Below are 21673 nucleotides of genomic sequence, written 5' to 3'. Positions count from 1 at the left end.
GGGCCGAGCGCGGCATACTGCAGTGGTGGACGGCAACCCGGACGCCACCGACCCCGACCGCTTCGCCACGCTGCACGAGGCGGCCGAAACCCTGCTGGACGAGCTCACCGAGCGCTACCAGGTGGAGCGCCGGGAGGGCAAGGAACCACTCGGGCGCGACGAGGCACTCGTACGGACCGTCCGGCTCATCCCCCGCACGCCCACCGCGGCCCCGCTGGCGGTCCAATTCGCCGACCCGGGCCTGCTCCTGCGCTTCGGCCGCTGGTGGGACGAATCTCTGCCGACCTGCTCCTGTGACGCCTGCGACGAGGACCCGAAGATCCTCATCGACCACCTGCGGACCCATGCCGACGCGCTCATCGAGGGCGGGCTCTGGGAACGGGTCCGCCGAGGGCTGAGCGGGTCCTGGTTCGAGACCCGGCTGATCGGCTCCGGAGTGAAATCCGACCGCGAGGGACCCCTCTCGGCGGACGGGGCCAGGGACGCCCGGCGTGGTGGTTTCGCCGCGCCGGTCCAATGGGCGCCCTGGCAGCTCCGCTCGTATTAGCCGTGTGCCGGCCGGCCGGGCTCATCCGGCCGGCCGGCCGCCCAGCAGACTCACCGCCACATCGACGGCCCGCCGCCGCAGCACCCGGGCCATCGAGAAGTCACCCTGGCAGAAGCGGGTGAAGGCACGCCAGCCCAGCGGGCTGGCCAGCACGGCGTGAACCAGCCCCGGGTGGCGGCCGAACAGGCTCAGCAGACGGCGCCCGGCCGCCATCTCCGGGGCGAGGTCCGCTCCGATCAGGCGGTCGTACTCGCTCAGGTCACCACCGCCGGCCGCGACCGTGCCGGCCCAGGTGCCCGAGCGCAGCGCGTAGCTGATGCCCTCCCGGGTCCAGGGTTCCAGCAGACCGGCCGCGTCACCGGCGACCAGCACCCGGCCACGGCGCACCGGGGCGGAGTCGCTGCGGCAGCGGGTCAGGTGACCGGAGTCGCGCAGCACCACCCGGTCGGCCAGGCCCAGCCGGGCGACGAACTCCCGCAGGTAGCGCTTGGTCTCGGCGCCACGGCCCTTCGCCATGATCACGCCCACGGTGAGCTGGTCACCCTTGGGGAAGAGCCAGCCGTACGAGCCGGGCACCCGGCCCCAGTCGAGCAGCAGCCGGCCCCGCCAGCGGCGCCGGTCGGTCTCGCTCGCGGCCAGCTCCACCTCGAGCCCGAGATCCTGCTGGTCGAAGACGACCCCGACGTGCCGGGCGGTCACCCCTGCCGAGCCGTCCGCGCCGATCACCACCCGCGCCGTCACGGTGCTGTCGTCGGCGAGGGCCACAGTGGCCGTACCCTCATCCTGGGAAACGGCCCGGACCAGGGCGTTCTCCCGTACGATCGCTCCGGCTCGAACCGCGGCCCGACACCAGGCGTGATCGAAGTCATCGCGCTGGACCATGGTCACGACCGGCCCGTCCGCGGAGCGGCGGGTGAAGCCGCGGCGACCGTCATGGGTGAAGGTCACCGCGTGGATCCGATCCCGGGCCGGCACGTCGAGCCGCGGCGCGCTCAGGCGCATCGAGACGCCGAGCAGACCACCGCCGCACGTCTTGTAACGCGGGTGCTCGGCCCGCTCCAGCACGATCACCCGGGCCCCGGCGGACGCCGCCGCGTGCGCCGCGGACAAACCCGCCGGACCTGCACCCACCACCGCGACGTCCCACTCCGGCCCCTGCTGCACAGTCCGAAGTTTAGATAACGTGACTTGTGAAAACGCTTTCACGATCACACGGGGTCATCGCTTGAGCACGGTCGAGACGTCAGAACCACGGGTCAGCACCCGCTCCGTCTACATCACCTTCATCTTCCTCGGGGTCGCCATGGCGACCTTCGCGTCCCGGATCCCGCAGATCCGCGACCACCTGGGGCTCACCCCGTCGGAACTCGGGCTGGTCCTGCTCGCCATCGCGGCCGGCTCGATCACGTCGCTCCCGCTGGCCGGTCACCTGGTCCACCGGTTCGGGTCGCGGGCCATGGTCGGCACCATGGCGATCATGCTCGGCGCGTCGCTGTCGGCCGCGGCGATCGGCTACCACTTCGGGGTCGTCCCGGTGGTCGTGGCGCTCTACCTGTACGGCTTCTCCACCGGCGCGTGGGACGTCGCCATGAACGTCCAGGCCGCCGTCGTGGAACGGAGGATCGGCCGCTCGATCATGTCCCGGTTCCACGCCGGATACAGCGTCGGCACGGTCGCCGGGGCACTGGCCGGCGCCGCGGTGGTCCAGGCCGGAATCGGGGTCACCTGGCACGTGGTCCTCGCCTGCGTGCTGGTGACCGGGGCGGTCGTCGTGTCGGTCCGCGGATTCGTGCCGGACGAGACCGAACCCGAACCCGGCGGCGGCACGTTCAGCGCGCTGGCCGCCTGGCGCGAGCCGCGCACCCTGCTGATCGGCGTGTTCGTGCTGGCCTTCGCACTCACCGAAGGCGCCGGCATCGACTGGATCAACATCGCCCTGATCGACGACTACGGCACCACGGCGGCCACCGGCACACTGGCCTTCGCGCTGTTCCTGGCCGCCATGACGGTCGGCCGCTGGTACGGCCCCAACCTGCTGGACCGCTACGGCCGGGTCCCGGTGCTACGGGCGCTCGCGGTGATCGGCCTGGGCGGGCTGCTGATCTTCGTCTTCGGACCGTCCACCCCGGTCGCCTTCGCCGGCGCCCTGCTCTGGGGCCTGGGCGCATCCCTCGGCTTCCCGGTCGGGATGAGCGCCGCCGCCGACGAGCCGGCCCGCGCCCCGGCCCGAGTCGGGGTGGTCGCCTCGATCGGATACTGCGCCTTCCTCGGCGGGCCACCCCTGATCGGCTTCCTCGGCGACCACTACACGGTCTCGCGAGGACTGCTCGCGGTGGCGATGCTGCTGGTCCTGTCGATCGCGCTGACACCGGCCCTGCGCCCGCCGCGCTGACTCAGGCCATCCTGCGGACCACCGAGAGCGGCAGCACGCGCATGGCCACGCCGATCGGCACCCACGGCCACGCCGGGACGTACGCCCTCGCGCGGCGTTTCTCGATGGCGGCGACCATCGCCCGTACGCCGGTCTCGGTGTCCACCATGAAACGAGTCCTCTGCTGGACGTGCGCGTTCATCTCCGATCGGATGTAGCCGGGGTAGACGACCGAGACGTCGACCCCGGGAATCCGCTCCGAGCGCAGACCCTCGGCCAGGGCGGCGACACCGGCCTTGGTGGCGGCGTACGTGGTCATCGACTTCCGCATGCCGCGCAACGCCGACATCGACGACACGACCACCAGGTGGCCACGCTTCTGGGCGCGGAAGATCTCGCAAGCCGCCTCCATCTGCGCCAGCGCACCGAGGAAGTTGACCCGGGCGGTGTCCCGGTTCGCGTCCGGGCGGCCGGTGCCCAGCGGGGCGCCCTTGCCCAGCCCGGCGTTGACGATCACCCGGTCGATGCGGCCGAACTCGGCGGCGAACTCCCGGAACACCGTGAAGACCGCCTCGTCGTCGGTCACGTCCAGCGCCTTCACGCTGACCCTGGTCCCGGTCAGCTCGGCACGCAACGTCTCCAGGCGATCGACCCGCCGGGCGCAGAGCGCCAGGTCGTAGCCGAGCGCGGCGAACTGCCGGGCCATCTCCTCGCCCAGGCCGGCGCTCGCACCGGTGATGAGCACGACACCACGACTCGACTCCATGCCCACACCGTAGGGAACACCCCCGGCGGTGATCCAGATCTTTGCCCATGGAAAAGCCCAGGTCGATGACCTGGGCTTCCCGTGGAGCCGCCTGTCGGAATCGAACCGACTACCTACGCATTACGAGACCGAACGAGATCGTTGATCTAGCTGCGCGGATGTCCGCTGAGCTGCGGAAACGCTTGTCAAGATCTGACAGCGTTCCGCTGTCTCTGCGGACTTCGTGCGGACTGAACGCGGCCTACTCGATCTTGAGGTTCAGATTTCGGCACGCTCCCGACCAGAGTCAGCGCGGCACACGGCGCGGCCGTCGAGTGGCATGGCCGCCACCTCGGCCAAGGACGGGCCGCCTTCCCACTCACGCCACCGCGCTGCTTCGCAGGATCACCGTGCTGCCTGAGGTGCCGTACCGTGGACGGAAGCATCTTCATATGAGCCGCTGCTGGAGGTGACGTAGTCGATGAGCGTGGGAGTGGTTGACCACGTCGGTCCATGGACTGAGGACGAGTATTTTGCGCTCGGCGAGACGACGGACCGGATCGAGCTCATCGATGGGAGCCTGGTCGTGAGCCCCGCGCCGAGCATGAGCCATCAGCGCCTCTCCCGCCGCCTGGCGAACGCACTGGAAGACGGTGCCGAACCAGCCGGGCTCTTCGTCTACGAGGCGATCAACGTCAGGTTGAACACCGGCCGCATCGTCATTCCCGACCTGGCTGTGGTGGACCAGGATGAGGAAGACGTCACGGCGGACGCCTCCCGGGTGGTCCTGATCGGTGAGATCGTTTCGCCGAGCAACGCCGCCATGGACCGCGTGCTCAAGATGCAGCTCTACGCCGCTGCCGGCATCGGGTGGTACCTCCTGGTCGAGCACGAGGCACCGGACTCGCTGACACTGCGGCTCAACCGCCTCGACAGCCACCACTACGTCGAGGAAACCGTCGTGAAGACCGGCGCAACCCTGACCTCCGAGCACCCGTTCCGGTTCGAACTCGACACCCGGTCCCTCGTACGCCGCTGACGGTCACAGCCGCCTACAGCTCCAGCCATCCCACCGTCCGGTTCTTGGCATACACCGGCCTCAGGTGGGGCGAGATGTCCGCACTGCGGGTGGGCCGCCTGGACCTGCTGCGACGCCGGGTCACGGTTGCGGTGGCGTTCAGCGAGGTACGCGGGCAACTGGTCGAGGGCACCCCGAAGAACCACCAGCGCCGGTCGGTGCCCATCCCGCCTCGGCGGCCATGACCCTGGACGTCTACGCGGACCTGTTCGAGGACGACCTCGATCAGGTGGCGAACCGCCTCGACCAGGCGGCTCGGCAGGGTGCGGACCATATGCGGACCGGCACGGTCGGAGAGACGGTGGTCGACCTGTTCAAAAGAAGAAGCCCAGGTCAGTGACCTGGGCTTTCCCTCTGAGCCGCCTGTCGGAATCGAACCGACGACCTACGCATTACGAGTCTGTCGACAGTTGTTGCAAGACGTTGCCTGGCCTGCATAAACGCTGCTCAGTGCAACCCCCAACAACACGGTGCAGTACACCCTTACGTACACCCTTGATCTTGCACAGGGAGTGACGGCCGGCCTAGTGGCTCAACCCTCGACGGATCCGCCGAAGCGCTTCGACGGTCTCCCTGTCCAGGCCGTACACCGGGCCGTCGCCGTCGAGGATCTCCCGGACCCGGTCGTTGCTGAACCACTTCCGGCTCGGCCACAGGCGTCGGGTGTTCTGCTTGGCTCGCCGGGAGCACAGATCCACCACGGGCGCGCAGGGCCCCGAGTCGACGACCTCAACCAACTGCTCGCCGGCGAGGTGTTCGTGCCGGGCCACAACGACGACCATGGCGGAGCCGGAGCACAGGTAGTGCTCCACCACGCTCCACTCCCGGATGATCGCGGTGAGCCGATAGCCGCGCTGAAGGGCGTACTCGACGCACTGCGTGGCGTAGATGCTGTCGAGGCTGATGCTGGGCGGGATGAAGATGACGGCGGCGATGACCACTGATTCCCCCCGGGGGTCCCGGCCTCCTTGTTGGCCCCAGGAGGCTAGAGATCCATGAGACTCCTCGTAACGCACTGGCAACATTGCCGTAACGGTGGGCGATCAATACGTTTGGCCTTGGTCCGCCGACTCGTCCAGATTGGAACGTGTCAACTTTCAGCCAGATCAATATCGGCCACTTGATCTTCGACCAAGATCCGTGCATCATGGCGCGCGACTAGTGACGCCTCCGGCAGTGACGGAGGCGTCAGGGCCGATCTCCATAGCGTCAGGGCATGCCGCGCACGGGCCGACTCATGGGAGCCGCCGAGATCATGCAGCGGCTCCGCATCGGCGAGACCCGGCTCAAGCACTACCTCGCCCTCCCGAGCTGGCCGGCCACCTACGACGAGCTGGTCATGGGCCGCGTCTGGCTGACCACCGACGTCGAAGCGTGGGTTCGTGAGCACCGGCCCGACCTCCTCGACGACGAGGGCGACGAGTAGCTGCGGCCGGGTCCCTGCCCCGCAGCACTCGCCGCCCTCCACCCCTCCGGCAGGGGGCTACGGGGGCGCGCCGGGCAGGCACCACCGGCCCGGCGCCACCTCAAGACGGTCGATCTCCTCCGGCGTCAGCACGCCGGAGAGCAGCAGGCGCATGATCGACGGCTCCTCGCGATCCTGCCGGGCCGGGGCGGGCGGCGCGGAGGCCTCACTCGGCTCGCCGGTCACGCCGGAGCCCATCCGCCGACCGCTACACCGCAGGACGGGCACGGCGAGTTCTTAGCGTTCGGGTCGGTCCCCCTCGGGAACTTCGCGGCTCGCCCGCAGAGCATGTGGATCCAGCTCACCATCAGCGGCCGTCCTTAGGTACGGCGTCCGCACACGTGCCCGACGTGACCCAGTTGGAGTCTTCGTGGACCCAGCCGAAACAGCACGTCTTGATCGGCCTGCCGCATCCGCAGATGGAGCGGCGCCTCCTGGCCTCGGTCCACTGCTGCGGCGGTATCGCCAACTGCGTGCCGTCTGCTGCGCCCGTCATGGTCGCCTCCCTGATCCAGGGGTGGACGAGGCGGCGCGGCGCCGGTGATCGAGTCCAGCACCGCGCCGCCTCTAGGTCAGGGACTTTAGGACCATCTAGAAGGATCGTAAAGAGTGAACGGGTATTACGTACCGTAAAGTGCGAAGTCACTTAGCGTTCGATCTTGTGGACCTCGACGACGTGCGACTGATGGGCACCGCAGAGATCGCGCGGGCGCTCGGCGTCACCGCGGCGCGCGTCTCACAGATCGCCGATAGCCGCAAGCTGGCCTTCCCGGCCCCGCGGTGGGAGCTGAAAGCGGGCAGGATCTGGCTCGCCCAGGACGTCGAGGCCTGGATCGCCGAGCACCGGCCGGCGCTCGCCGAGGACCCCGAAGGCGAGTAGCCCGAACGGCTGGACATCGCCGACGATCATCCGGCCGCACTGGCGCTGGCCTCGGCGGGACAGCGATGCTCGTGCGTCTACGCCTCACGCCCGGGAGAGCCCGTGTCCTACCCGCCGTCGTACCCGCCCGGCTACAAGCCGCCGCAGCAGCCGAAGCCGAAGCGGACCCTACCCATCGTGCTCGGCGCCGGCGGTGGCGTCCTCGTGCTGTGCCTCGGGGGCTTCCTCGCCATCGGCGCGACTGCCGACCGGGAGGACCGGCCCGCCGGCACGGTCACCACCCGGTCCACTGCCACCACGGTGGTGACCGAGGTCGCCACGTCGCGGCCGGCCACCCGCACCAAGGAGGCCGACCCGGAGCGGGACCTGGGCGCGGGCAAGCCTGGCGCGTTCTGCGCCACCAACCGGCGCGGGCAGAGCTTCACCAAGGACGGCGTCCGCTACACCTGCAAGGGACCGAAGCCGTACCGCTGGCGCCGCGACTGACCCTGAACAGCATGAAGCGCCCCACCCGGCCGGGTGGCCAGGTGGGGCGCTTCATGGGGACGTCTGTAGTACTACTCGGCGCGGCGCTTCCGCCAGTAGCGGAGCCCGAAGTGCACGGGGAGCCAGGCCGCGAGCGCGCCGAGGACCAAGGCAGTGATCTCGCCCGGCACATAGCCCACGATCAGGTCGGTCCACGGCACCGTGTCGGGGCTGCTGTCCCACGATGCCCAGCACTCGGCGACCAGCGCGACCGTGGTGACGCCGAGGAATGCGGTGATCCAGACCGCCCGGCGGCTCACTCGACCACGCTGGGGCTCGACGTGGAGCCGATGGCCGTAGACGCCAGTGAGGTCAGGATCGACAGCACTGCGGCGCCGGCCGCGATTCCGCCGGCGAGGCGCGGGTCGGCGTTGAGGATGTTGAACTGGTCGAGCGGCCACAGGCCGAGTAGCGCCTGAGCGGCCGACTTCACGGCGCGCTCGGTGGTCTCCCGCCAGAAAACTGCGGTGCGCATGATGTCTCCGATCACAACGAAGGCCCCCGGCGGCATGCCGAGGACCGAAAGGGCTGAGCTGGGGCGCACCAACCGAACGGGCAGGGTCAGCACCAATCGAACGGGTGGCGGCGGTCGGGGACCTTAACCAGACCTAAGGTGCCCATCTCCTACGGACCAGAAAGGTTTAGGGCGGCAGCTACTTCTTGTAGAGCGCCACGAGGATCGCCACCGCCAGCGACCCCAACGCGATCAGCGCGGTCGCCGAGGCCAGTGGCCAGCGGCCACGCTCCAGCGACCGTAGGCGCGACTCATGGTCCGTCAGCATCTCCTCATGGTGGTCACCACGCGACAGGGCCGTATCCACCCGGGTAGCCAGCCCGACAAGCTGCTGATAGATGTCTCGCAAGGTGATGACGACGCCCCCGTGATCGCCCGGCGCGGTCATGCCTGGAGCCGCTCGGCCAGCTTGTCCGCGACCTGCTCGGCCAGCTCAGCCGGGATCGCTGCAGCGATAGCCTCCGGCGTGAGCGCCGCCAGGACCACCGCGCCGATCGCGGCCTCGTCGACCACGTCAGCCGACGCCAGCGCGGCAACCGCCCGCGCCAGCTCGGAGACCTGGCCGCGGGAGGTGCTGTATTTGAGCCACGTCCCGGCGGGGAGTTTCCGGGACGGATCGGTCGGCGCGTATGGATCTTGAAGCCCGTACGCCCAGACCGCCCGGGCAATATCCTCAGCAGACGGCATGTCGTCCTCCTCAATGCCCCACGGGCGTGTGTCGCTCTCGGCGCCGGTCAGGTACCGCGCGGAGAAGTGCGCGTGATCGAAGTGCGCGGACGGGCCGGAGTAGGGGCGCCACTCGGACCAGCCCCACGAGCGGGAGATGATCCGGCCGCGCCAGATGATGTTCTGCAACCGGCCGTAGACGTCCGGGCTCTCGTACTCGACCCGTTCCTGCTCGGCGAGGCGCCGGATCTGCTGGTCGAACCAGCCGCCCGCCTCGCCGCCCTTGCCGTCCGGCCACGGCCCGGTCGAGTCAATATCGGTGGCGTGGACCTCGTGATCGCTGTCCGCATCGCGATCGCGCAGGACGTCCGAGGCCTCGTCGTCGGCGTGGTCCGACGAGGAGGTGTGCGAGCTGTCGCCGATCGAGCCGTCCGCGCCTCGATCACGGTTCGGCGCGACCGTGTTGAACTCGCCGCGCAGCTGCCCGAGACAGGGCACGAGGATCCAGGTGGCCATAGCGTCCCCTCAGGAGATCTTGCGGATGCGGAACGTGCTGCCCGGCTGCACATTGACGTTGGAGGCAGTCGAGACGCTCTGCGCCCATTGCAGGCTGAGGTTGCCGGTCACGGTCACCTCGGCGCCGTACACCGTCTCGGTCACCGCGGTGTAGGCGGTCGAGGTCGACGAGTTGTAGACGGCGTCCTGGCTGGTGAGGCCGTATCCGCGAAACGTGGCGTCCGTGACCGCGTCGGGGGCGCCGACGTTGGCCGAGCCGGGGCCGTGGCACACCCGGATGCTGTTCGTGATCGTCCCGGTGAACCCCCACCGGGTCTTGATCTTGGGCGTGGTCGACGCCACCGTGTAGAACAACAGCAGCTCGATGTCGTAGACGCCCACCGCCAGGGCGATCCCGGCCAGGTCCGGGTCGTCGGCCAGCGTGGTCGTGGACTGCCGCGACGTGACGTTGTCCTTGACGTACAGCTTCGGCAGGCTCGCCACCACGGAGTTGATGTCGGCGGCATAGATGATGTCGCCGCCGAACACCTCGATGCCGGACTCGCGCGTCGTCACCGCGCCCACCTCCCGGGAGTAGCGATGTGGACCTCGGCCCCGACGGGCAACGTCTTGCGGACGCCGTTCTTGCTGCGGACGGCGCCGGTGAGCACCTGCTGATACGCGCCGGCCGATCCGGTGCGCGCGCCCATGCCGCCGACGGGCACGCCGACCAGTTCGCCGGCGATCATCAGGTCGTAGGCGCTGGTCGACGACCACGCCTCGTCGTCGGTGATACCGATCGTCAGCGTGGTAGCGGTCGGGCCGGCCACCGCCGACACGGTTGCCGTGCGCAGGTCGTAGCGGCGGTCGCCGTCGTAGGTGCCGACGTCAAAGATCTGGTCCGGGACCGTGGTGAACACGATGCTGCGGGCGTTGGGCCAGCCGATCGTCTCGGTGTAGCCGACGACCTGCAACCGGATGTCGTATTCGCGGTAGCCGGTGATCTCCAGGGCGTCGCCGACGTCGATGTCCTCAATCTCGGCGACCTTGTCCGGGTCGAGGGCGGCCAGGTTGACCGTGACCGCCGGATACCGGGGAAGGTCGACGGTGCCGCGGTTCAGCCACCAGCCGGCCAGGCCAGGCAGTACCGCCTCGTCGTCGATGTTGACGTCGATCGTCTGCTCGTAGGGTCCGATGCCGTCCGGGGACGACTGCGACCCGATTGGGCTGGTGGCGTCTTCGGCGGCCGCTTCGCCGCCGTCGCGTTGCGACACTGTGACGATGTTGTAGACGCCCAGGTCGTCGGTGACCTCCCGGGGCCGGCCGGGCAACTCGTTGACGTCGATGCGGACTGCGGTGCGGTTGTACCGCGCGTTGCGCAGCAGGAAGATCACCGCGATGTTGTCGATGGCGTCGAACATGAGGCCGTCTTCGGTGTCGCGGATCTCCTTGAGGATGTCCGCGAACGGCGCTGCGGGCTGCACGCCCATCGGTTCCGACAGGGCCGTGGTGCCGATCGCATTCCAGGGCAGGCCCATTTCGTTCATGAGCCGGCCGAACCGGTTCCGGGCCCGTTCCCCGGCGTGCCCGTTGAATGCGGCCAGCACGCCACTGTCGCTAACCAGGTCGATGTCCGGGTCGTCGACCGCGTACACGCAGGAGTAGAACGCGCCGGTGCTGTAGTCGGTTCTGGGAGTGAGCCACGTTCGGGGCTGGCCGGTGGCCGTGCCGGAGAACGTCTGGGTCGATCCGGTCGTGAACGTCGCGCCTTCCGGGTACCAGGCCGGCTCGTAGGTGATCGTGCCGCCGGACACGGTCACCTTCATCCGGAACCGAACCCACTGGACCGGGCTCTGGGTGCCGTAACTGTCGGAGGTGTACGACAGGGTCGATCCGTCGGAGTCGTAGATCCGATAGGCGTAGCTGGCGTCGTTGATCTCCCACGCCCACACCCGGTTCCGGCTGTCCGTCCAGCGGAAGATCTCCTGGTAGGCGGCCGTGAGGGTGGCCGGGATGTAGGCGGAGAAGGTCAGCTGGTAGCCGGACGCCGTCGACCGCAGGAAGCGTCCGGTGAGCACGCCGTCGGCGGCGACCTCGGCGGCCGCCGTGGCGCCACCGGGCCGCTGTTCGCCGCCGAGGGTCACCTCGCCGAAGGTCACGCCCGCGATCCCGCCGGGCATCGGCGTCGACAGGTACGGCGCGTCCCGCGGGTCCTCGAGCGGCCAGAACCCGATCAGGTTGGACAGCGACAGGGTGTTGCGCACGAGCGGACTCTTGAGCGGCTCTTTCCACTGATGGATCTGCTGGAGCAGGCCACCCGCCTCGACGTCGACCCATGCGCTGCCGCGCTTCGGCTTGGCCCGGAAATCGCGGGATTCGCTGGCCTCCCACCGCGACACCTGGACGTGCCCGCGGACCACCCCGCCGACGGATACCCGGATCGGGACGTTCCGGCCCGCCTTGCCGTAGAGCGGCGACTCCGGGTTGCTGTTGCGGAACAGGTCCTCGTCGTTGCTGAGCTGGGCGGTCAGCAGAGCGGGGCGCATGGCCGCGGACTGCGCCCCGTCGCCGCGCTGAATCTTGATCTGCTGGCCGGCCAGCACGTAGTCGCCAATGACCAGGTCGTGCCAGGCGCCGTCGTAGTAGACCTCGAGGGCAACATCGTTCTTACGCGGCATTGCGGCCGCCCAAGACCAGCTGCACGTTGCCGCCGCGGCGGCCCACCTGTCGGGCGAGGCCCTCGATGAGGACGTCGGAGTCGAGCATGACGACCACCTGGACGCTGTCGGAGGGTGACCGGCCCGCGGGGAGCACGGTCTCGCCGGCCAGGCCGAGGAACGGCACCTCTTGCCCGGGCAGGCCGGGGATCTTGCCGCCGGTGTGGAAGGTCGGCAGCTTCGGTGCGCTGACCGAGGATCCGCCGACTCCGGGCACCCATCCGGGCACGGTCCAGCTCAGCTGACCGACCGTGGAGTTCCAGGCGCGGGAGATCGCGTTGAATGCGGCCCGAAACGGCGCACTGATCTTGGTGCCGATGCTGGAGAATGCATCGGCGATCTTCCCGGGCAGCTTCTTCAGGTACTCCCACACCTGGGACGACTTGTCCTTGACCCAGTCCCACGCCTTACGGAACGGTGTCGTGAGCCCCCGCCACACCGCCTCGAAGTGGTCGGCGATCTTGCCGGGAATCGTCTTCAGGTAGTCCCACGCCTGGATCGCCTTCTCCTTGATCCAGTCCCACGCCTGGCCGGCCTTCTCCGCGACCCAGTCCCAGTTCGCCACGAGCAGCACGATGATGGCGATCAGGGCGACGATCCCGAGGATGATCCAGGTCAGCGGGTTCGCGAGCTGCGCCGCGTTCCACGCCCACTGCGCCGCGGTCACCAGCGACGTCACGCCGATCACCGCGGTGAGCAGCGGCGTGATCAGGGCGAGCTTATCGGCCCACTCCTGCAACTGGGGAGGGTTCGCCTCGTGCATGGCGTCATTGAGGTCGATCTGCGACTGGCGGGCATCGATGTTCGCCTGCTTGCCGTCCTCGGTGGCTTGCTTGAGGTCGGTCTGCGCCTGCGTCGCGTCGGCCGCCGCCTGGTCCGCGTCCAGCATCGCCTGAGCCTGATCCTGCTGCGCCTGCTCCAGATCCAGAGCGGCCTGCTTGGCCTCGTCGCTGCCCTTGCCGTGTTCCGCGACCGCCTCGTTGTACTCCTTCACCGCAGTCTGCGCATCGAGGATCGCCTGCTTCTCGTCGATCAAGGCCTGGTCCAGATCGAGGCTGGCCTGCTGCCCGTCGAGTTTGGCCTGGTTCAGGTCGACGATCGACTGCTCGAGGTCGATCGCGGCCTGACGCGTATCGGCCATCGCCTGCTCAACGTCGGTCTCCGCCTGCTCAAGGCGCTGCGCACGCTGGCGGGCGTAGTCCTGGATGTCGGCGACCGCCTGCATGCCACCAGCGAGCGAGTCGACGGCGTCGGTGAGGCCGGCCGTGGCCGCACCGAGGTTGCCCATCCGCTGCTCGAAACGCGACGCATCCTGGCTGGACTGCTGGAAACTGGAGCCAGCGTCATTGGCCGCCCGGGCCACCGAGTCGGTGGCCTCGGTCGCCTGCTGAGCCGCCCGCTGGAGCCTGGTCGCGTCGCCGGCGAACTCCAGGGTGACCGCATTGCCCGCCACCTAGTCCTCCTCGAGGCCGGCGCCGGAGATCACGGCGGAGATGGAATCCTGCAGTACCTGCTCGATTTCGGGCCGGATCTCGGCGAGCGTCGGGTACACGTACCGGCCCTCGTTGATGAACGCCCTGGGCGCCGGCCGCCCCTTGACTCGCCCCTGGCCGCCGAAGTCCAACCAGGGGAAGTACGGGGCCTTCTTGCCGCCGACGGCAACGCGGGCGGAGGTGCGGGTGGACCGAGCCTTGAGGCTGGACCGGGCCGCCCCGGTGACAGCGGGGATCTTCGGGCGGGTTTTGGTGACGAGCAGTTCGGCGGCCTCGTTGAGCGCGAGGCGCAGTTGCTTCGGCGCTTCGCTGTCGATCGCCCGGAGTCCGCGGTTGAGCTGAGCCAGGCCGGTGACGGCGATCCGCATCTCGGTCACGACTCACCTCCTGGACTGCTCCATCGCGAGTTCGCGTTCCTGATGGCGGCGCAGGAAGTAGATTCGCCAGCGCTGCCACTCCGCCGACGTCATTCCCCGGCGCATCTCCGTCACTGACCGCCATCCGAGCTTGAGGCACAGGAGGTGGTCGAATTCCAGGTCAGGACTCGTCTCGAAGCTCTCGTAGATCGCTTTTGTCGGCGTCCTCGCCGAGCCCGGACAGCCGCATGATCTCCCGTTCCACGCGGGCGAAGTCCGCGGACCGGCCGGGGGCCTTCTGCCACGCCTCGACCTGGCCGAGCGAGAGCGCCGGCTCGACCATGCCGTAGTGCACGATCTGGCCCTCGAACTGGTTGACGTCCGTCTCGCCGTTGCGCTGCGATTGCTTGCCGGCGAGCATGTACTCGTAGCGGGAGAGGCCGCGCACCCGGACGGTCTTGCCGCCGGCGAGTTCGACGGTGATGGACTCCGCCTCGCCGCCGGTGAGGTCTTCGAAGCTTGCGATCTCGCTCATACCTGGTCCGCCGAATCCCAGTCGTCGGACGGCTCGGTCTCCAGGGACCAGAGGCGGTAGCCGGCCACTGGGGCGGTCTCGACGTACTTCGTGATGATCGCGTCGAAGCTGTCCTGGGGCAGGCCGCTCCCGGTGCCCTCCGGCCGGTACTTGACGTTGACCTTCTGCCCGACCAGCGGCTTGAGTACCGCCCGCGGGCCGGTCGCGCCGTCGTCGTACTTGCCGGAGCAGGCGAACGCGCCGGTGAGCAGCGTCGGATCCTTCACGATGGCGTTCTTGCCGTACGTGGTGTTGTCCTCGGTGCCGGAACTCTGCTCGCAGTTGGAGTCCGTGCAGAACTCGGAGACGTTGTTGCCGTCGATCAGAATGACCGTCGACTTGGAGTGCTTGCGCGCCACGTCAGCCTCCTCAGGCGCTGGTGCCGATGATGACGACGTCGTACGTCACCGAGGTGCCGGACGACGAGTTCGCGACGGTGAGCAGGTCTCCGGTCGACGCGGTGACGGTGACCTTGCCGTCAGCCGGACAGGCCCACATGAAGACGCCACCGGGCGGGATGTCGATCCCATCACTGGCCGCCAGGAACAGCGGCACGCCGTTGCTCGCCGGCCGGGTGACCCGGACGTTGTTGGTATTGCTCGACGATGCGGAGATCAGGATCGCCCGCAGCTCGACGAACGTCAGCGTGTTGCCGAACGGGCCCGCCAGCACGCCGGCCAGGTCCAGATCCTCACTCGACGAGGCGTTGATCGTCCGCTGGTCGTGGAACATCCGGTCCGCCGAGTTGGCGCCGGTGCCTTCCGACAGCTCGATCTTCGTCTTCTTGAGGAACGAATCGGTCGGCGTGCCGAGGTCAAGCACGTTCTTGTAGACGGCGTCGATCTGCGCCGTCACCACAGTTTTCAGCGTGGTGGCCATCGGCCCCTCCTAGTTGCCCGGTCCGGTGATATCGAGGTGAAAGGTCGCGCCGAGGTAGTCGGTGCCGCCGATCGTGACGACCTCGAACTCACAGCTGGCCACGGTCACCTCGTCGCAGGACGTCCAGATGTGCGCCTCAAGCTGTTCGATGACCGACTGATCGCCGGTGTCCGAGCACCAGGCCGACACCTGATCGCGGGCGGACCGGTCGGTAACCCGCGACGACACGAGGGTCACCTCGACGTCCGGGTAGCTCGTCTCGCCGCGGCCGTAGGTCTGGTGATACTGGATCCCGGGCGGGACCGGATAGTTGACGACCCCGGCCGGCGGAGTGACGGTCGACGCCGGGTAGGCCTGCACGCGCAGCCCGGTGACGGTGGCAAGCACGGTGGCCACCTCGTCCATGACGTCGGCGAGGATCATGCGAACCCCGGCAGTACATAGGGCGAGACGAGATCCTCGATGTCCGGGTCGAACCGAGAGACCCGGACGGGGCCCTCGTTCGCCCAGCCGGCCACACCTTCCGGCGAGTCGCGGCGCATGAATCGCCGATTCGCGAGCAGCAGTGTCGCCTCGGCGATCGGGTCCGGCACGGCCGGCCACCCCCACAGCGCGGTGATCCGCCAGCGTCGGGAGGTGCACCACAGCCCGCGGTCGCGGCGCAGGCCGGTGATCGCCCGACTGTCGGCGAGGGCGTTGTCGGGCTCGGTGAAGTAGTCGGTGACCGCGGTCCAGGCGGATCCGTCACCGAGTTCGACGATCAGGCCCGTCGTTGAAGCGATGTCGTCGACGAGCAGCAGCTCCCCGTCGCCGTCGTCGCGGACGACCCGGCCGCGAGTGGCGCCGGTGCGGGCCGTGGCGGAGCCGTCGAGCCAGAACCGGCGGCCGGTGCGGTCGTCGATGGCCCGAGAGGCGCGGGTGAGCGCCTTGTTGAGCGCCGCGTCGTCGGCGGTGTCCGACAGTGGGATCTTCCGCGCGCCTTTGAGTTCGGCGAGGGTGGCGTATTCGTTGGCCACGTCATCCCTCCAGGTTCTGAGCCTCGAACGTCTCCTCGTCGAGGTAGATGAAGCCCTTCTCGTGGGTCGTCTTCACCGCGGTGTCGACGTGCACGGGAAGGTCAACGGCCTGTAGCCGGATACAGAACGACAGGTCCTCGGAGAACGTGCGCGGCCGGCCCTTGAGGCCGGTCGGGTGCACGATCGGGTCGAACCAGGCATCTCCGTACCGGGCGCGAACCACCTCGAGGGCGCTGCGGTGGATGAGCAGGCAGGCTGCCCCGGTGCCCGCGACCGGCATGACCTGGTCACGCGGGTAGTCGATGATGGGCCGGAATCCGACCTCGCCGTCGGTCTCGACGTACTCGTAGACGGTCGGCTGGATCAGAAACCGCTCGGCGTAGAGGGTGCGGACCTCGGCAGGTTTACGGCGAAGCGCGGCGAAGCAGAGCGCGCCCATCACGGGGCGCAAGGCCGGGTCGGCGGACTTGACGAGCTGGTCGACGGTCTCCGGCGCGAACCCCATGTCGGAGTCGACGAACCACAGCCATTCGCCATCGGTGTTGTCGAGGAAGTCTCGGGCAACCTTGTTGCGGTTGACGGCAATGCCGCCGGCACCGGTGACCGCGCGCAGTTCCTTGCCGCCGGGTCGCACGATGCGCTGCGACGAGGCGGCGTCGTAGAGGCACAGGTCGCGGTAGGACAGGCCGAAGCACGCGCTCCAGGCGCCGGGGTCGAGGAACCCGACGATCACGGTTCCCTCGGTGAACTCAGCCACGGGAGAGCCGGCCGCGCTGCTCGCCGGGCCGGCGGGTGGCGGCCTCGACGGGCGGCTCGTCGGCGGTTTCGCTGTCGACGACGAACAGCCACGGGTAGGCGCGCACCAGCGGGTCGTCGGCGGTGAACTGCTGGGCGGGGTTGGGGACGGTGAACTCGCCGTGCTCCGGGTGGCGGACGGCGCACGGGCCGCCGGCCGAGGCCGGGCGGACGCGGTAGATCTTGGCCATGGTTTCCTCCCGCAGGGCGTCGCAGGGCAGGAGAAAGGGCCGGGCGCCCTGCGAGGACCCGGCCCTTCTGGATCGTGATCTGTTAGCGGTGGCGCTCGATGTAGTCGGCGGCGGCGCGGAGGCGCGCCGGGTCGTCGCCGAGCTGTCCGATGCCCAGGTTGCAGGAGCCGCACAGCAAGCCACGGACCTTGCTGCTGTTGTGGCAGTGATCGACGGCCCACTTGGTGAAGTTGCCGCCGGGCTGGTCCGTTCCGCAGATCGCGCACCGGCCACCCTGGGCCGCCATCAGCGCCTCGTAGTCGGCGAGCGTGATGTCGTAGCGGTACTTCAGGAAGTACTCGTGGTTCCGCTTGCTCCAGCCAGAGCGAGCCACTCGTGCGCGTTCACGGCCACCAGCAGAGCTGACGTACTCCCGGTAGTACTCCTTGTCGCACTCCCGGCAGTAGCCCTTAAGGGAACCGGGGCGGTTCTTCGCGCCCTTGCGCCGATCGAACTGGTCGACCGGCTTGGTCTGGGTGCAGCGCGAGCATCGCTTCTCGACGGCGTCTGGAGGCGTCGGGGAGGAGCGCAGTTGCGCGAGCGGGTCACCGTGTCGCTGCCAGCGCGAGTAGTGCATTGAGCACCATCCGCGCGTGAAGGACGGCTTGTCGCAACTCTCGATGCAGCATGTCTTGGCCTGCGGGGCACGGGCATCCATGCCCCGCAGCCTACAAGACTTGCGCTTGACTGGAATAAGACCAGTGCTAGGCCGACGTTTTATCTTGAAGCAGCCGGAACGCCGACAGGTTCACGCAGTCGGCACCGGTGCGCCAGTACGCGTACCAGCCACGGCGGCCGTCGGGCAGGTTCGCGTTCGTGTTGAACAGGTGCGGGATGTACTCGACGGACATGCCGCCCGGCTTGTCGACGATCACGTAGTTCGAGAAGTCGCCGAAGACGATCTCGTTGTCGAGGCTCGTGGTCGTCTGGGTGGTCGGCATGTCGTCGCTCTCGACGACCGGGCGGCCCAGGATCCGGTCGGTCACCGGCTGGGTCAGGTCGCCGGAGAACGCGCTGGAGACCGCGGTGCCGAGGCGCTTGATGGCCAGGTTGTACAGCGGGTTGGTCAGCCACGTCGACCGGTTGCGCCAGCGGACCGGCACGCCCCGGTAGACGGCGTGGATGTCGACCTCGCCGATGGTCGCCGCCGTGGTCGACGTGATCTCGACCGAGGTGGACGCGTCCAGCGCGGTGACGATGCCCTTCGGCTGGTTGCTGGCGCCGGAGCCGGTGGCGTGCGCGGCGCCCTCGAGGCGGTCGCGGGCGTCGGCGAACATCATCATCACGTCGGAGGCGAGGTTGTCGATGTCGTCGAACGCCGCGATCGACGCCTGGACGAACGCCTGCGCGATGTTGGTTGCGATCGACACTCGGCCCAGGGTCGGGGTGTCGTCGGAGACCTCCGCGAGCTCGCCGTCCCACGAGGCGGTGACGCCGGCCGAGGTGACGCCGTTCCAGGTGGTGCCCTGGGTGAGGGTGACCACGCGGGAGATCTGCCGGATGTTGTTGGAGCTGCCCGAGTTGGTGAGGATGATCGTCGGGTCGAGGTGGGTCGGGAGCAGGTAGCCGCCGTTGGTGTTGGAGCCGACCGACATTGCGGTCCGCTCTTCGGCGGTGAGCAGCTCGGCGCGGCCCATCATCAGCTTCGCGAAGCCGGACTGGTACTCCGGGCGGGACCGGGCCAGCAGGTTCGCCGCCCAGGCGGTGTCACCGGCGTGCCGCTTGATCACCCACTCGAAGTGGGCCTGGTTGGGGCCTTCGATGTCGCGGTGCTCGTTGGCGCGGATCAGCGAGTCGACGAGTTCCTGCCGGCCGGCGGCCGGGTTGTTCAGGGCGTCGAACGTGCCGGGCTTGCTGGAGAACCGGGTGGACTGCCAGCGGGCACGCGAGTCGGCGACCCGGGCGGCGCGCTCGGCCGCGGGGATGCGGGTCTCGCGCAGGTCCTTCTCCTCGGCGTCGAGGGAGTCCCAGCGGGCCTGCTGTTCGGTGGTCGGGTCGGCGTTGCCGATCTCGTCGTTCAGCGCGCGCAGCTCGTCGGCGATCTCCGACTGCCGGGCGCGCAGCTCCTCCAAAGTCTTCATGGAGAGCGGTTCCCTTCTCAGGACTGGAACGCGGCGAGCCGCGCTTCACGGATACGCCGGGCGCGTTCGCCGCGGCGGTTCCCGTCCGAGTGGCGCGAAGCCGGGTCGGCGGTCGGTACTGTCGCGGGTCCGTCGGCCGGCCGAGTGACGGTGTCGGGTCGGCTGCCGCGGAGTGCGGTGAGGCGTGCCCGCATGCCCTCGACCCGGTGCGGGTCGAGGCGGGCCAGGTGCTCGTAGTACATGTCGGTGCCGGACATGCAGCGCATGCCGGAGCTGGCGGCCGGGTTCGCCGGCCAGGTGACCGGGCCTGCCTCGAAGACGCGGACCTCTTTGAGGGTGCGTTCGGGCAGGCCGTCGGGGTTGTGGTCGCTGGCGCCGGGCTCGTTGTTCCATTCGTCCTTGACGACGCGGAACATGAACGAGCTGCCGTAGACACCGGCACGCAGGCCGGGCAGCAGGTCCCGGTTGTAGGAGGTGTCGAACAGGCGCACCTGCGACACCGGGGAGTCGGCCTCTTCGCGAAGCTTCTCGATCCGGCCGAGGATCTTGTCGCCGATGTGGAAGTCCATGCCGTGGTTGAAGAGGGTCTTGATGTTGTGGGCGTCTTCGGCGGCGGCCGAGTTGTGGGCCTTGATGGTGCGCTTGAACGCGCCCGGCGCGGACCGTTCGAGGAACGATCCCTCCCACATCGAGTCGATGCGGTACCACGAGTTGAACGGCGACCAGCGGACGTCCATGACGCCCAGGTCGTCGCCGGCCTCGTCGTCGGCGCGCAGCTCGCACGCGATCAGGGTGGTCCGCACGACGTCCAGGTCGGGCAGCGTGAGCGTGTCCATCAGTTCCCCTCGCCCTCGTCGGGTTCGTCGTCGGGTTCGTCTTGCGGCTCGGCCGGCGGCGCGGGCGGAGGTTCTTCGGCGGGGCCGTCGCCCCACGGCACCGGGCCCCAGTCCTCGTCGTCGCGGACCTCGTTGATCGCACGGGCCTTGGTGCTGAGCTGGAGCTGGTAGACCTTCCAGCGGTCCAGCGCGGTCGCCTGCAACAGCGCGTCGCGGTCGAGGCGCGCATACCAGGGCCGGGGCAGCATGTCGGTGAGCACACGCTCCAGCCGGCGCAGCCATTTGTTCAGGCTGTAGACGAGCAGGTGTGTTGATCTGCTCTCGACGTTGGCGTAGGTCAGCGACCCGCCGGATTCGTAGCCGAGGATCTCGGCGATGCCGGGACCGAAGATCCGGCAGCACTGGGCCTCGGTGTAGCCCTGGGTCTCCAGGAACTGCGACTCTTCCGGCGCGACCTGGATGTTCTGGTACTTCCAGCCGCGGCCCAGCACGACCGGCTCCCGGGATCCGCGGACTGCGGCCATGAAGCGGTCCTTGGCGGTTTTGGCCTGCTCGGGCTTGAGGTCGGTCAGCTCGTTGGTGAGCATGCCGCCTGGGTGAGCGCCGTCGCCGAACCACTGCAGCCCGTACCTGGTGGTCGTCAGGGACAGCCCGATTTGAGTGGCGTGCATGCTGATTGGGCCCAGGCCCTGGACGCGGTCCGGGATCGGGTTGACGCGGCGGTGCCAGAACCGTGACGTCTCGATGCGTTTGCCGTTGACGGTCCACACCGGGTTGCCGGACTGGTCGATCCAGCCGCCGATCTCGTCGGGGTGGAACAGCCGGACCTGGGTGGGGTATCCGGACGGCGCGATGGTGAGGATGTCGCCGTAGCCGTTGCCGCGCAGTAGCCACGACGTGAGCAGCTGGTAGGCCCAGTCGGGCAAGCCGTTCCCGTCGCCGGCCGGGTCGAGCAGGTAGCCGGGGGTCGGCTTCTTGGTCCGGGCGGCGCCCTCGCCGGCGTAGACGTGCACCGGCAGTTCGGAGCCGAGCGACGCGATGAGGTCGACGGAGGAGTGCACCGCGATCGACTGAAGGCTCGACTCGGCCGACGACAGGTCGACGCTGGCGAACGACGGCGGGCCGCTCATCTCCTGCCGTGGCAGGCTGCGCCGTTCGGGCTGAGGCTTGCGGAACCAGATGCCCATCAGACCCGCCTGTCGAGCGCCCAGAGCGCCAGGCCGGCGAAGATGAAACCGAGGGGCGCCCACGCCAGCCACAGCCCGAATGCCACCAGTAGGGGGCCGCCGATGCCGGGTAGGCCGCGGCCGATCTTGCCGACCAGCGCGCCGGCCAGGGTGGCGATCCGGCCGGTGGCCAGGTCCCAGCGCGGGCGTAGCCGCGCGGCGAGCACCGTCACCGGGAACCCCT

At 69.0% G+C, this 21673-nt stretch carries 32 protein-coding genes; 8 read left to right on the top strand and 24 right to left on the bottom strand.

What is annotated here, in order from left to right; translation table 11 throughout:
• Positions 1–25: 25 nt before the first annotated feature.
• Positions 26–547 carry a DUF6226 family protein gene (locus tag IEZ13_RS34590; RefSeq protein ID WP_183225352.1) on the top strand — a complete coding sequence of 174 codons (522 nt, stop codon included), beginning with the start codon at positions 26–28 and terminating at the stop codon, positions 545–547.
• A gap of 21 nt (positions 548–568) precedes the next feature.
• Here IEZ13_RS34590 and IEZ13_RS34585 read toward each other — a convergent pair whose 3' ends face one another.
• On the bottom strand, positions 569–1711 hold the full coding sequence (locus IEZ13_RS34585) for a geranylgeranyl reductase family protein (RefSeq protein ID WP_183225353.1): 1143 nt from the start codon (positions 1709–1711) through the stop codon (positions 569–571).
• Between the two features lie 61 nt (positions 1712–1772).
• On the opposite strand from IEZ13_RS34585, the gene IEZ13_RS34580 reads away from it, so the two are divergent.
• A complete protein-coding gene (locus IEZ13_RS34580; protein WP_183225354.1) occupies positions 1773–2939 on the top strand; it encodes an MFS transporter in 1167 nt (388 codons plus the stop codon).
• 1 nt (position 2940) lies between these two features.
• Here the strand turns inward: IEZ13_RS34580 and IEZ13_RS34575 are convergent, their stop codons facing one another.
• Positions 2941–3684, bottom strand: a complete 744-nt coding sequence (locus IEZ13_RS34575; RefSeq protein ID WP_183225355.1) for an SDR family oxidoreductase — start codon at positions 3682–3684, stop codon at positions 2941–2943.
• Positions 3685–4144: 460 nt separating this feature from the next.
• Between IEZ13_RS34575 and IEZ13_RS34570 the strand changes: the two genes are divergently transcribed.
• From IEZ13_RS34570 to IEZ13_RS34560, 3 genes are all read left to right on the top strand, one after another.
• Positions 4145–4702: a Uma2 family endonuclease gene (locus IEZ13_RS34570; RefSeq protein WP_183225356.1), complete on the top strand. Its 558-nt coding sequence runs from the start codon at positions 4145–4147 to the stop codon at positions 4700–4702.
• Positions 4703–4776: 74 nt separating this feature from the next.
• The gene (locus IEZ13_RS34565; protein ID WP_203834039.1) at positions 4777–4926 is read left to right on the top strand and encodes a hypothetical protein; all 150 of its coding nucleotides are present in this window, start codon (positions 4777–4779) and stop codon (positions 4924–4926) included.
• Positions 4923–5081, top strand: a complete 159-nt coding sequence (locus tag IEZ13_RS34560) for a hypothetical protein (RefSeq protein ID WP_183225357.1) — start codon at positions 4923–4925, stop codon at positions 5079–5081. Before IEZ13_RS34565 ends, IEZ13_RS34560 begins: the two co-directional genes overlap by 4 nt.
• A 184-nt stretch (positions 5082–5265) precedes the next feature.
• Here the strand turns inward: IEZ13_RS34560 and IEZ13_RS34555 are convergent, their stop codons facing one another.
• Positions 5266–5682: a hypothetical protein gene (locus tag IEZ13_RS34555; protein WP_183225358.1), complete on the bottom strand. Its 417-nt coding sequence runs from the start codon at positions 5680–5682 to the stop codon at positions 5266–5268.
• A 275-nt stretch (positions 5683–5957) separates the two neighbouring features.
• Between IEZ13_RS34555 and IEZ13_RS34550 the strand changes: the two genes are divergently transcribed.
• Positions 5958–6167 (top strand): DNA-binding protein, encoded by a 210-nt coding sequence (locus IEZ13_RS34550; protein WP_203834040.1) that lies wholly within the window; start codon positions 5958–5960, stop codon positions 6165–6167.
• A 57-nt stretch (positions 6168–6224) separates the two neighbouring features.
• Here IEZ13_RS34550 and IEZ13_RS34545 read toward each other — a convergent pair whose 3' ends face one another.
• Positions 6225–6404 carry a hypothetical protein gene (locus IEZ13_RS34545; RefSeq protein WP_183225359.1) on the bottom strand — a complete coding sequence of 60 codons (180 nt, stop codon included), beginning with the start codon at positions 6402–6404 and terminating at the stop codon, positions 6225–6227.
• A 463-nt stretch (positions 6405–6867) separates the two neighbouring features.
• Here IEZ13_RS34545 and IEZ13_RS34540 point away from each other — a divergent pair, with 463 nt between their 5' ends.
• Complete coding sequence (locus IEZ13_RS34540) at positions 6868–7086, top strand: DNA-binding protein (RefSeq protein WP_306421551.1); 219 nt, start codon at positions 6868–6870, stop codon at positions 7084–7086.
• 102 nt (positions 7087–7188) lie between these two features.
• Positions 7189–7572 (top strand): hypothetical protein, encoded by a 384-nt coding sequence (locus tag IEZ13_RS34535; RefSeq protein WP_183225360.1) that lies wholly within the window; start codon positions 7189–7191, stop codon positions 7570–7572.
• A gap of 71 nt (positions 7573–7643) precedes the next feature.
• Here IEZ13_RS34535 and IEZ13_RS34530 read toward each other — a convergent pair whose 3' ends face one another.
• From IEZ13_RS34530 to IEZ13_RS34435, 20 genes are all read right to left on the bottom strand, one after another.
• Positions 7644–7871 carry a hypothetical protein gene (locus IEZ13_RS34530; RefSeq protein ID WP_183225361.1) on the bottom strand — a complete coding sequence of 76 codons (228 nt, stop codon included), beginning with the start codon at positions 7869–7871 and terminating at the stop codon, positions 7644–7646.
• Complete coding sequence (locus IEZ13_RS34525) at positions 7868–8086, bottom strand: holin (RefSeq protein WP_183225362.1); 219 nt, start codon at positions 8084–8086, stop codon at positions 7868–7870. Before IEZ13_RS34525 ends, IEZ13_RS34530 begins: the two co-directional genes overlap by 4 nt.
• A 178-nt stretch (positions 8087–8264) precedes the next feature.
• The gene (locus tag IEZ13_RS34520; RefSeq protein WP_183225363.1) at positions 8265–8513 is read right to left on the bottom strand and encodes a hypothetical protein; all 249 of its coding nucleotides are present in this window, start codon (positions 8511–8513) and stop codon (positions 8265–8267) included.
• Positions 8510–9307 (bottom strand): hypothetical protein, encoded by a 798-nt coding sequence (locus tag IEZ13_RS34515; RefSeq protein ID WP_183225364.1) that lies wholly within the window; start codon positions 9305–9307, stop codon positions 8510–8512. The genes IEZ13_RS34520 and IEZ13_RS34515 overlap by 4 nt, the downstream gene beginning before the upstream one ends.
• Positions 9308–9316: 9 nt before the next feature.
• The gene (locus IEZ13_RS34510) at positions 9317–9862 is read right to left on the bottom strand and encodes a hypothetical protein (RefSeq protein WP_183225365.1); all 546 of its coding nucleotides are present in this window, start codon (positions 9860–9862) and stop codon (positions 9317–9319) included.
• Entirely contained in the window at positions 9859–11964 is a 2106-nt protein-coding gene (locus IEZ13_RS34505; protein ID WP_183225366.1) for a hypothetical protein, read from the bottom strand. The genes IEZ13_RS34510 and IEZ13_RS34505 overlap by 4 nt, the downstream gene beginning before the upstream one ends.
• Complete coding sequence (locus tag IEZ13_RS34500; RefSeq protein WP_183225367.1) at positions 11954–13456, bottom strand: phage tail tape measure protein; 1503 nt, start codon at positions 13454–13456, stop codon at positions 11954–11956. Before IEZ13_RS34500 ends, IEZ13_RS34505 begins: the two co-directional genes overlap by 11 nt.
• Complete coding sequence (locus IEZ13_RS34495; RefSeq protein ID WP_373293061.1) at positions 13457–13873, bottom strand: HK97 gp10 family phage protein; 417 nt, start codon at positions 13871–13873, stop codon at positions 13457–13459.
• A 160-nt stretch (positions 13874–14033) separates the two neighbouring features.
• A complete protein-coding gene (locus IEZ13_RS34490; RefSeq protein WP_183225369.1) occupies positions 14034–14387 on the bottom strand; it encodes a hypothetical protein in 354 nt (117 codons plus the stop codon).
• Positions 14384–14785, bottom strand: a complete 402-nt coding sequence (locus IEZ13_RS34485) for a hypothetical protein (protein WP_183225370.1) — start codon at positions 14783–14785, stop codon at positions 14384–14386. Before IEZ13_RS34485 ends, IEZ13_RS34490 begins: the two co-directional genes overlap by 4 nt.
• 10 nt (positions 14786–14795) lie before the next feature.
• Positions 14796–15305, bottom strand: a complete 510-nt coding sequence (locus IEZ13_RS34480; protein WP_183225371.1) for a hypothetical protein — start codon at positions 15303–15305, stop codon at positions 14796–14798.
• 9 nt (positions 15306–15314) lie between these two features.
• A complete protein-coding gene (locus IEZ13_RS34475; RefSeq protein WP_183225372.1) occupies positions 15315–15728 on the bottom strand; it encodes a hypothetical protein in 414 nt (137 codons plus the stop codon).
• Positions 15725–16321, bottom strand: a complete 597-nt coding sequence (locus tag IEZ13_RS34470; protein ID WP_183225373.1) for a phage gp6-like head-tail connector protein — start codon at positions 16319–16321, stop codon at positions 15725–15727. The genes IEZ13_RS34475 and IEZ13_RS34470 overlap by 4 nt, the downstream gene beginning before the upstream one ends.
• A gap of 1 nt (position 16322) precedes the next feature.
• Positions 16323–17078: a hypothetical protein gene (locus tag IEZ13_RS34465; protein WP_183225374.1), complete on the bottom strand. Its 756-nt coding sequence runs from the start codon at positions 17076–17078 to the stop codon at positions 16323–16325.
• Positions 17071–17307: a hypothetical protein gene (locus tag IEZ13_RS34460; RefSeq protein ID WP_183225375.1), complete on the bottom strand. Its 237-nt coding sequence runs from the start codon at positions 17305–17307 to the stop codon at positions 17071–17073. Before IEZ13_RS34460 ends, IEZ13_RS34465 begins: the two co-directional genes overlap by 8 nt.
• Positions 17308–17389: 82 nt before the next feature.
• Entirely contained in the window at positions 17390–18004 is a 615-nt protein-coding gene (locus IEZ13_RS34455) for an endonuclease VII domain-containing protein (protein ID WP_183225376.1), read from the bottom strand.
• Positions 18005–18050: 46 nt separating this feature from the next.
• Positions 18051–19427 (bottom strand): phage major capsid protein, encoded by a 1377-nt coding sequence (locus IEZ13_RS34450; protein WP_183225377.1) that lies wholly within the window; start codon positions 19425–19427, stop codon positions 18051–18053.
• A gap of 17 nt (positions 19428–19444) precedes the next feature.
• Complete coding sequence (locus IEZ13_RS34445; protein WP_183225378.1) at positions 19445–20263, bottom strand: HK97 family phage prohead protease; 819 nt, start codon at positions 20261–20263, stop codon at positions 19445–19447.
• Entirely contained in the window at positions 20263–21450 is a 1188-nt protein-coding gene (locus IEZ13_RS34440) for a phage portal protein (RefSeq protein ID WP_183225379.1), read from the bottom strand. The genes IEZ13_RS34445 and IEZ13_RS34440 overlap by 1 nt, the downstream gene beginning before the upstream one ends.
• Positions 21450–21662 (bottom strand): hypothetical protein, encoded by a 213-nt coding sequence (locus IEZ13_RS34435; RefSeq protein ID WP_183225507.1) that lies wholly within the window; start codon positions 21660–21662, stop codon positions 21450–21452. The genes IEZ13_RS34440 and IEZ13_RS34435 overlap by 1 nt, the downstream gene beginning before the upstream one ends.
• Between the last annotated feature and the right edge of the window lie 11 nt (positions 21663–21673).

Origin of the sequence: Actinoplanes campanulatus, from assembly GCF_014647795.1 — a bacterium.
Classification (GTDB): domain Bacteria; phylum Actinomycetota; class Actinomycetes; order Mycobacteriales; family Micromonosporaceae; genus Actinoplanes; species Actinoplanes campanulatus.
This window is presented reverse-complemented; position numbering and strand designations above follow the sequence as displayed.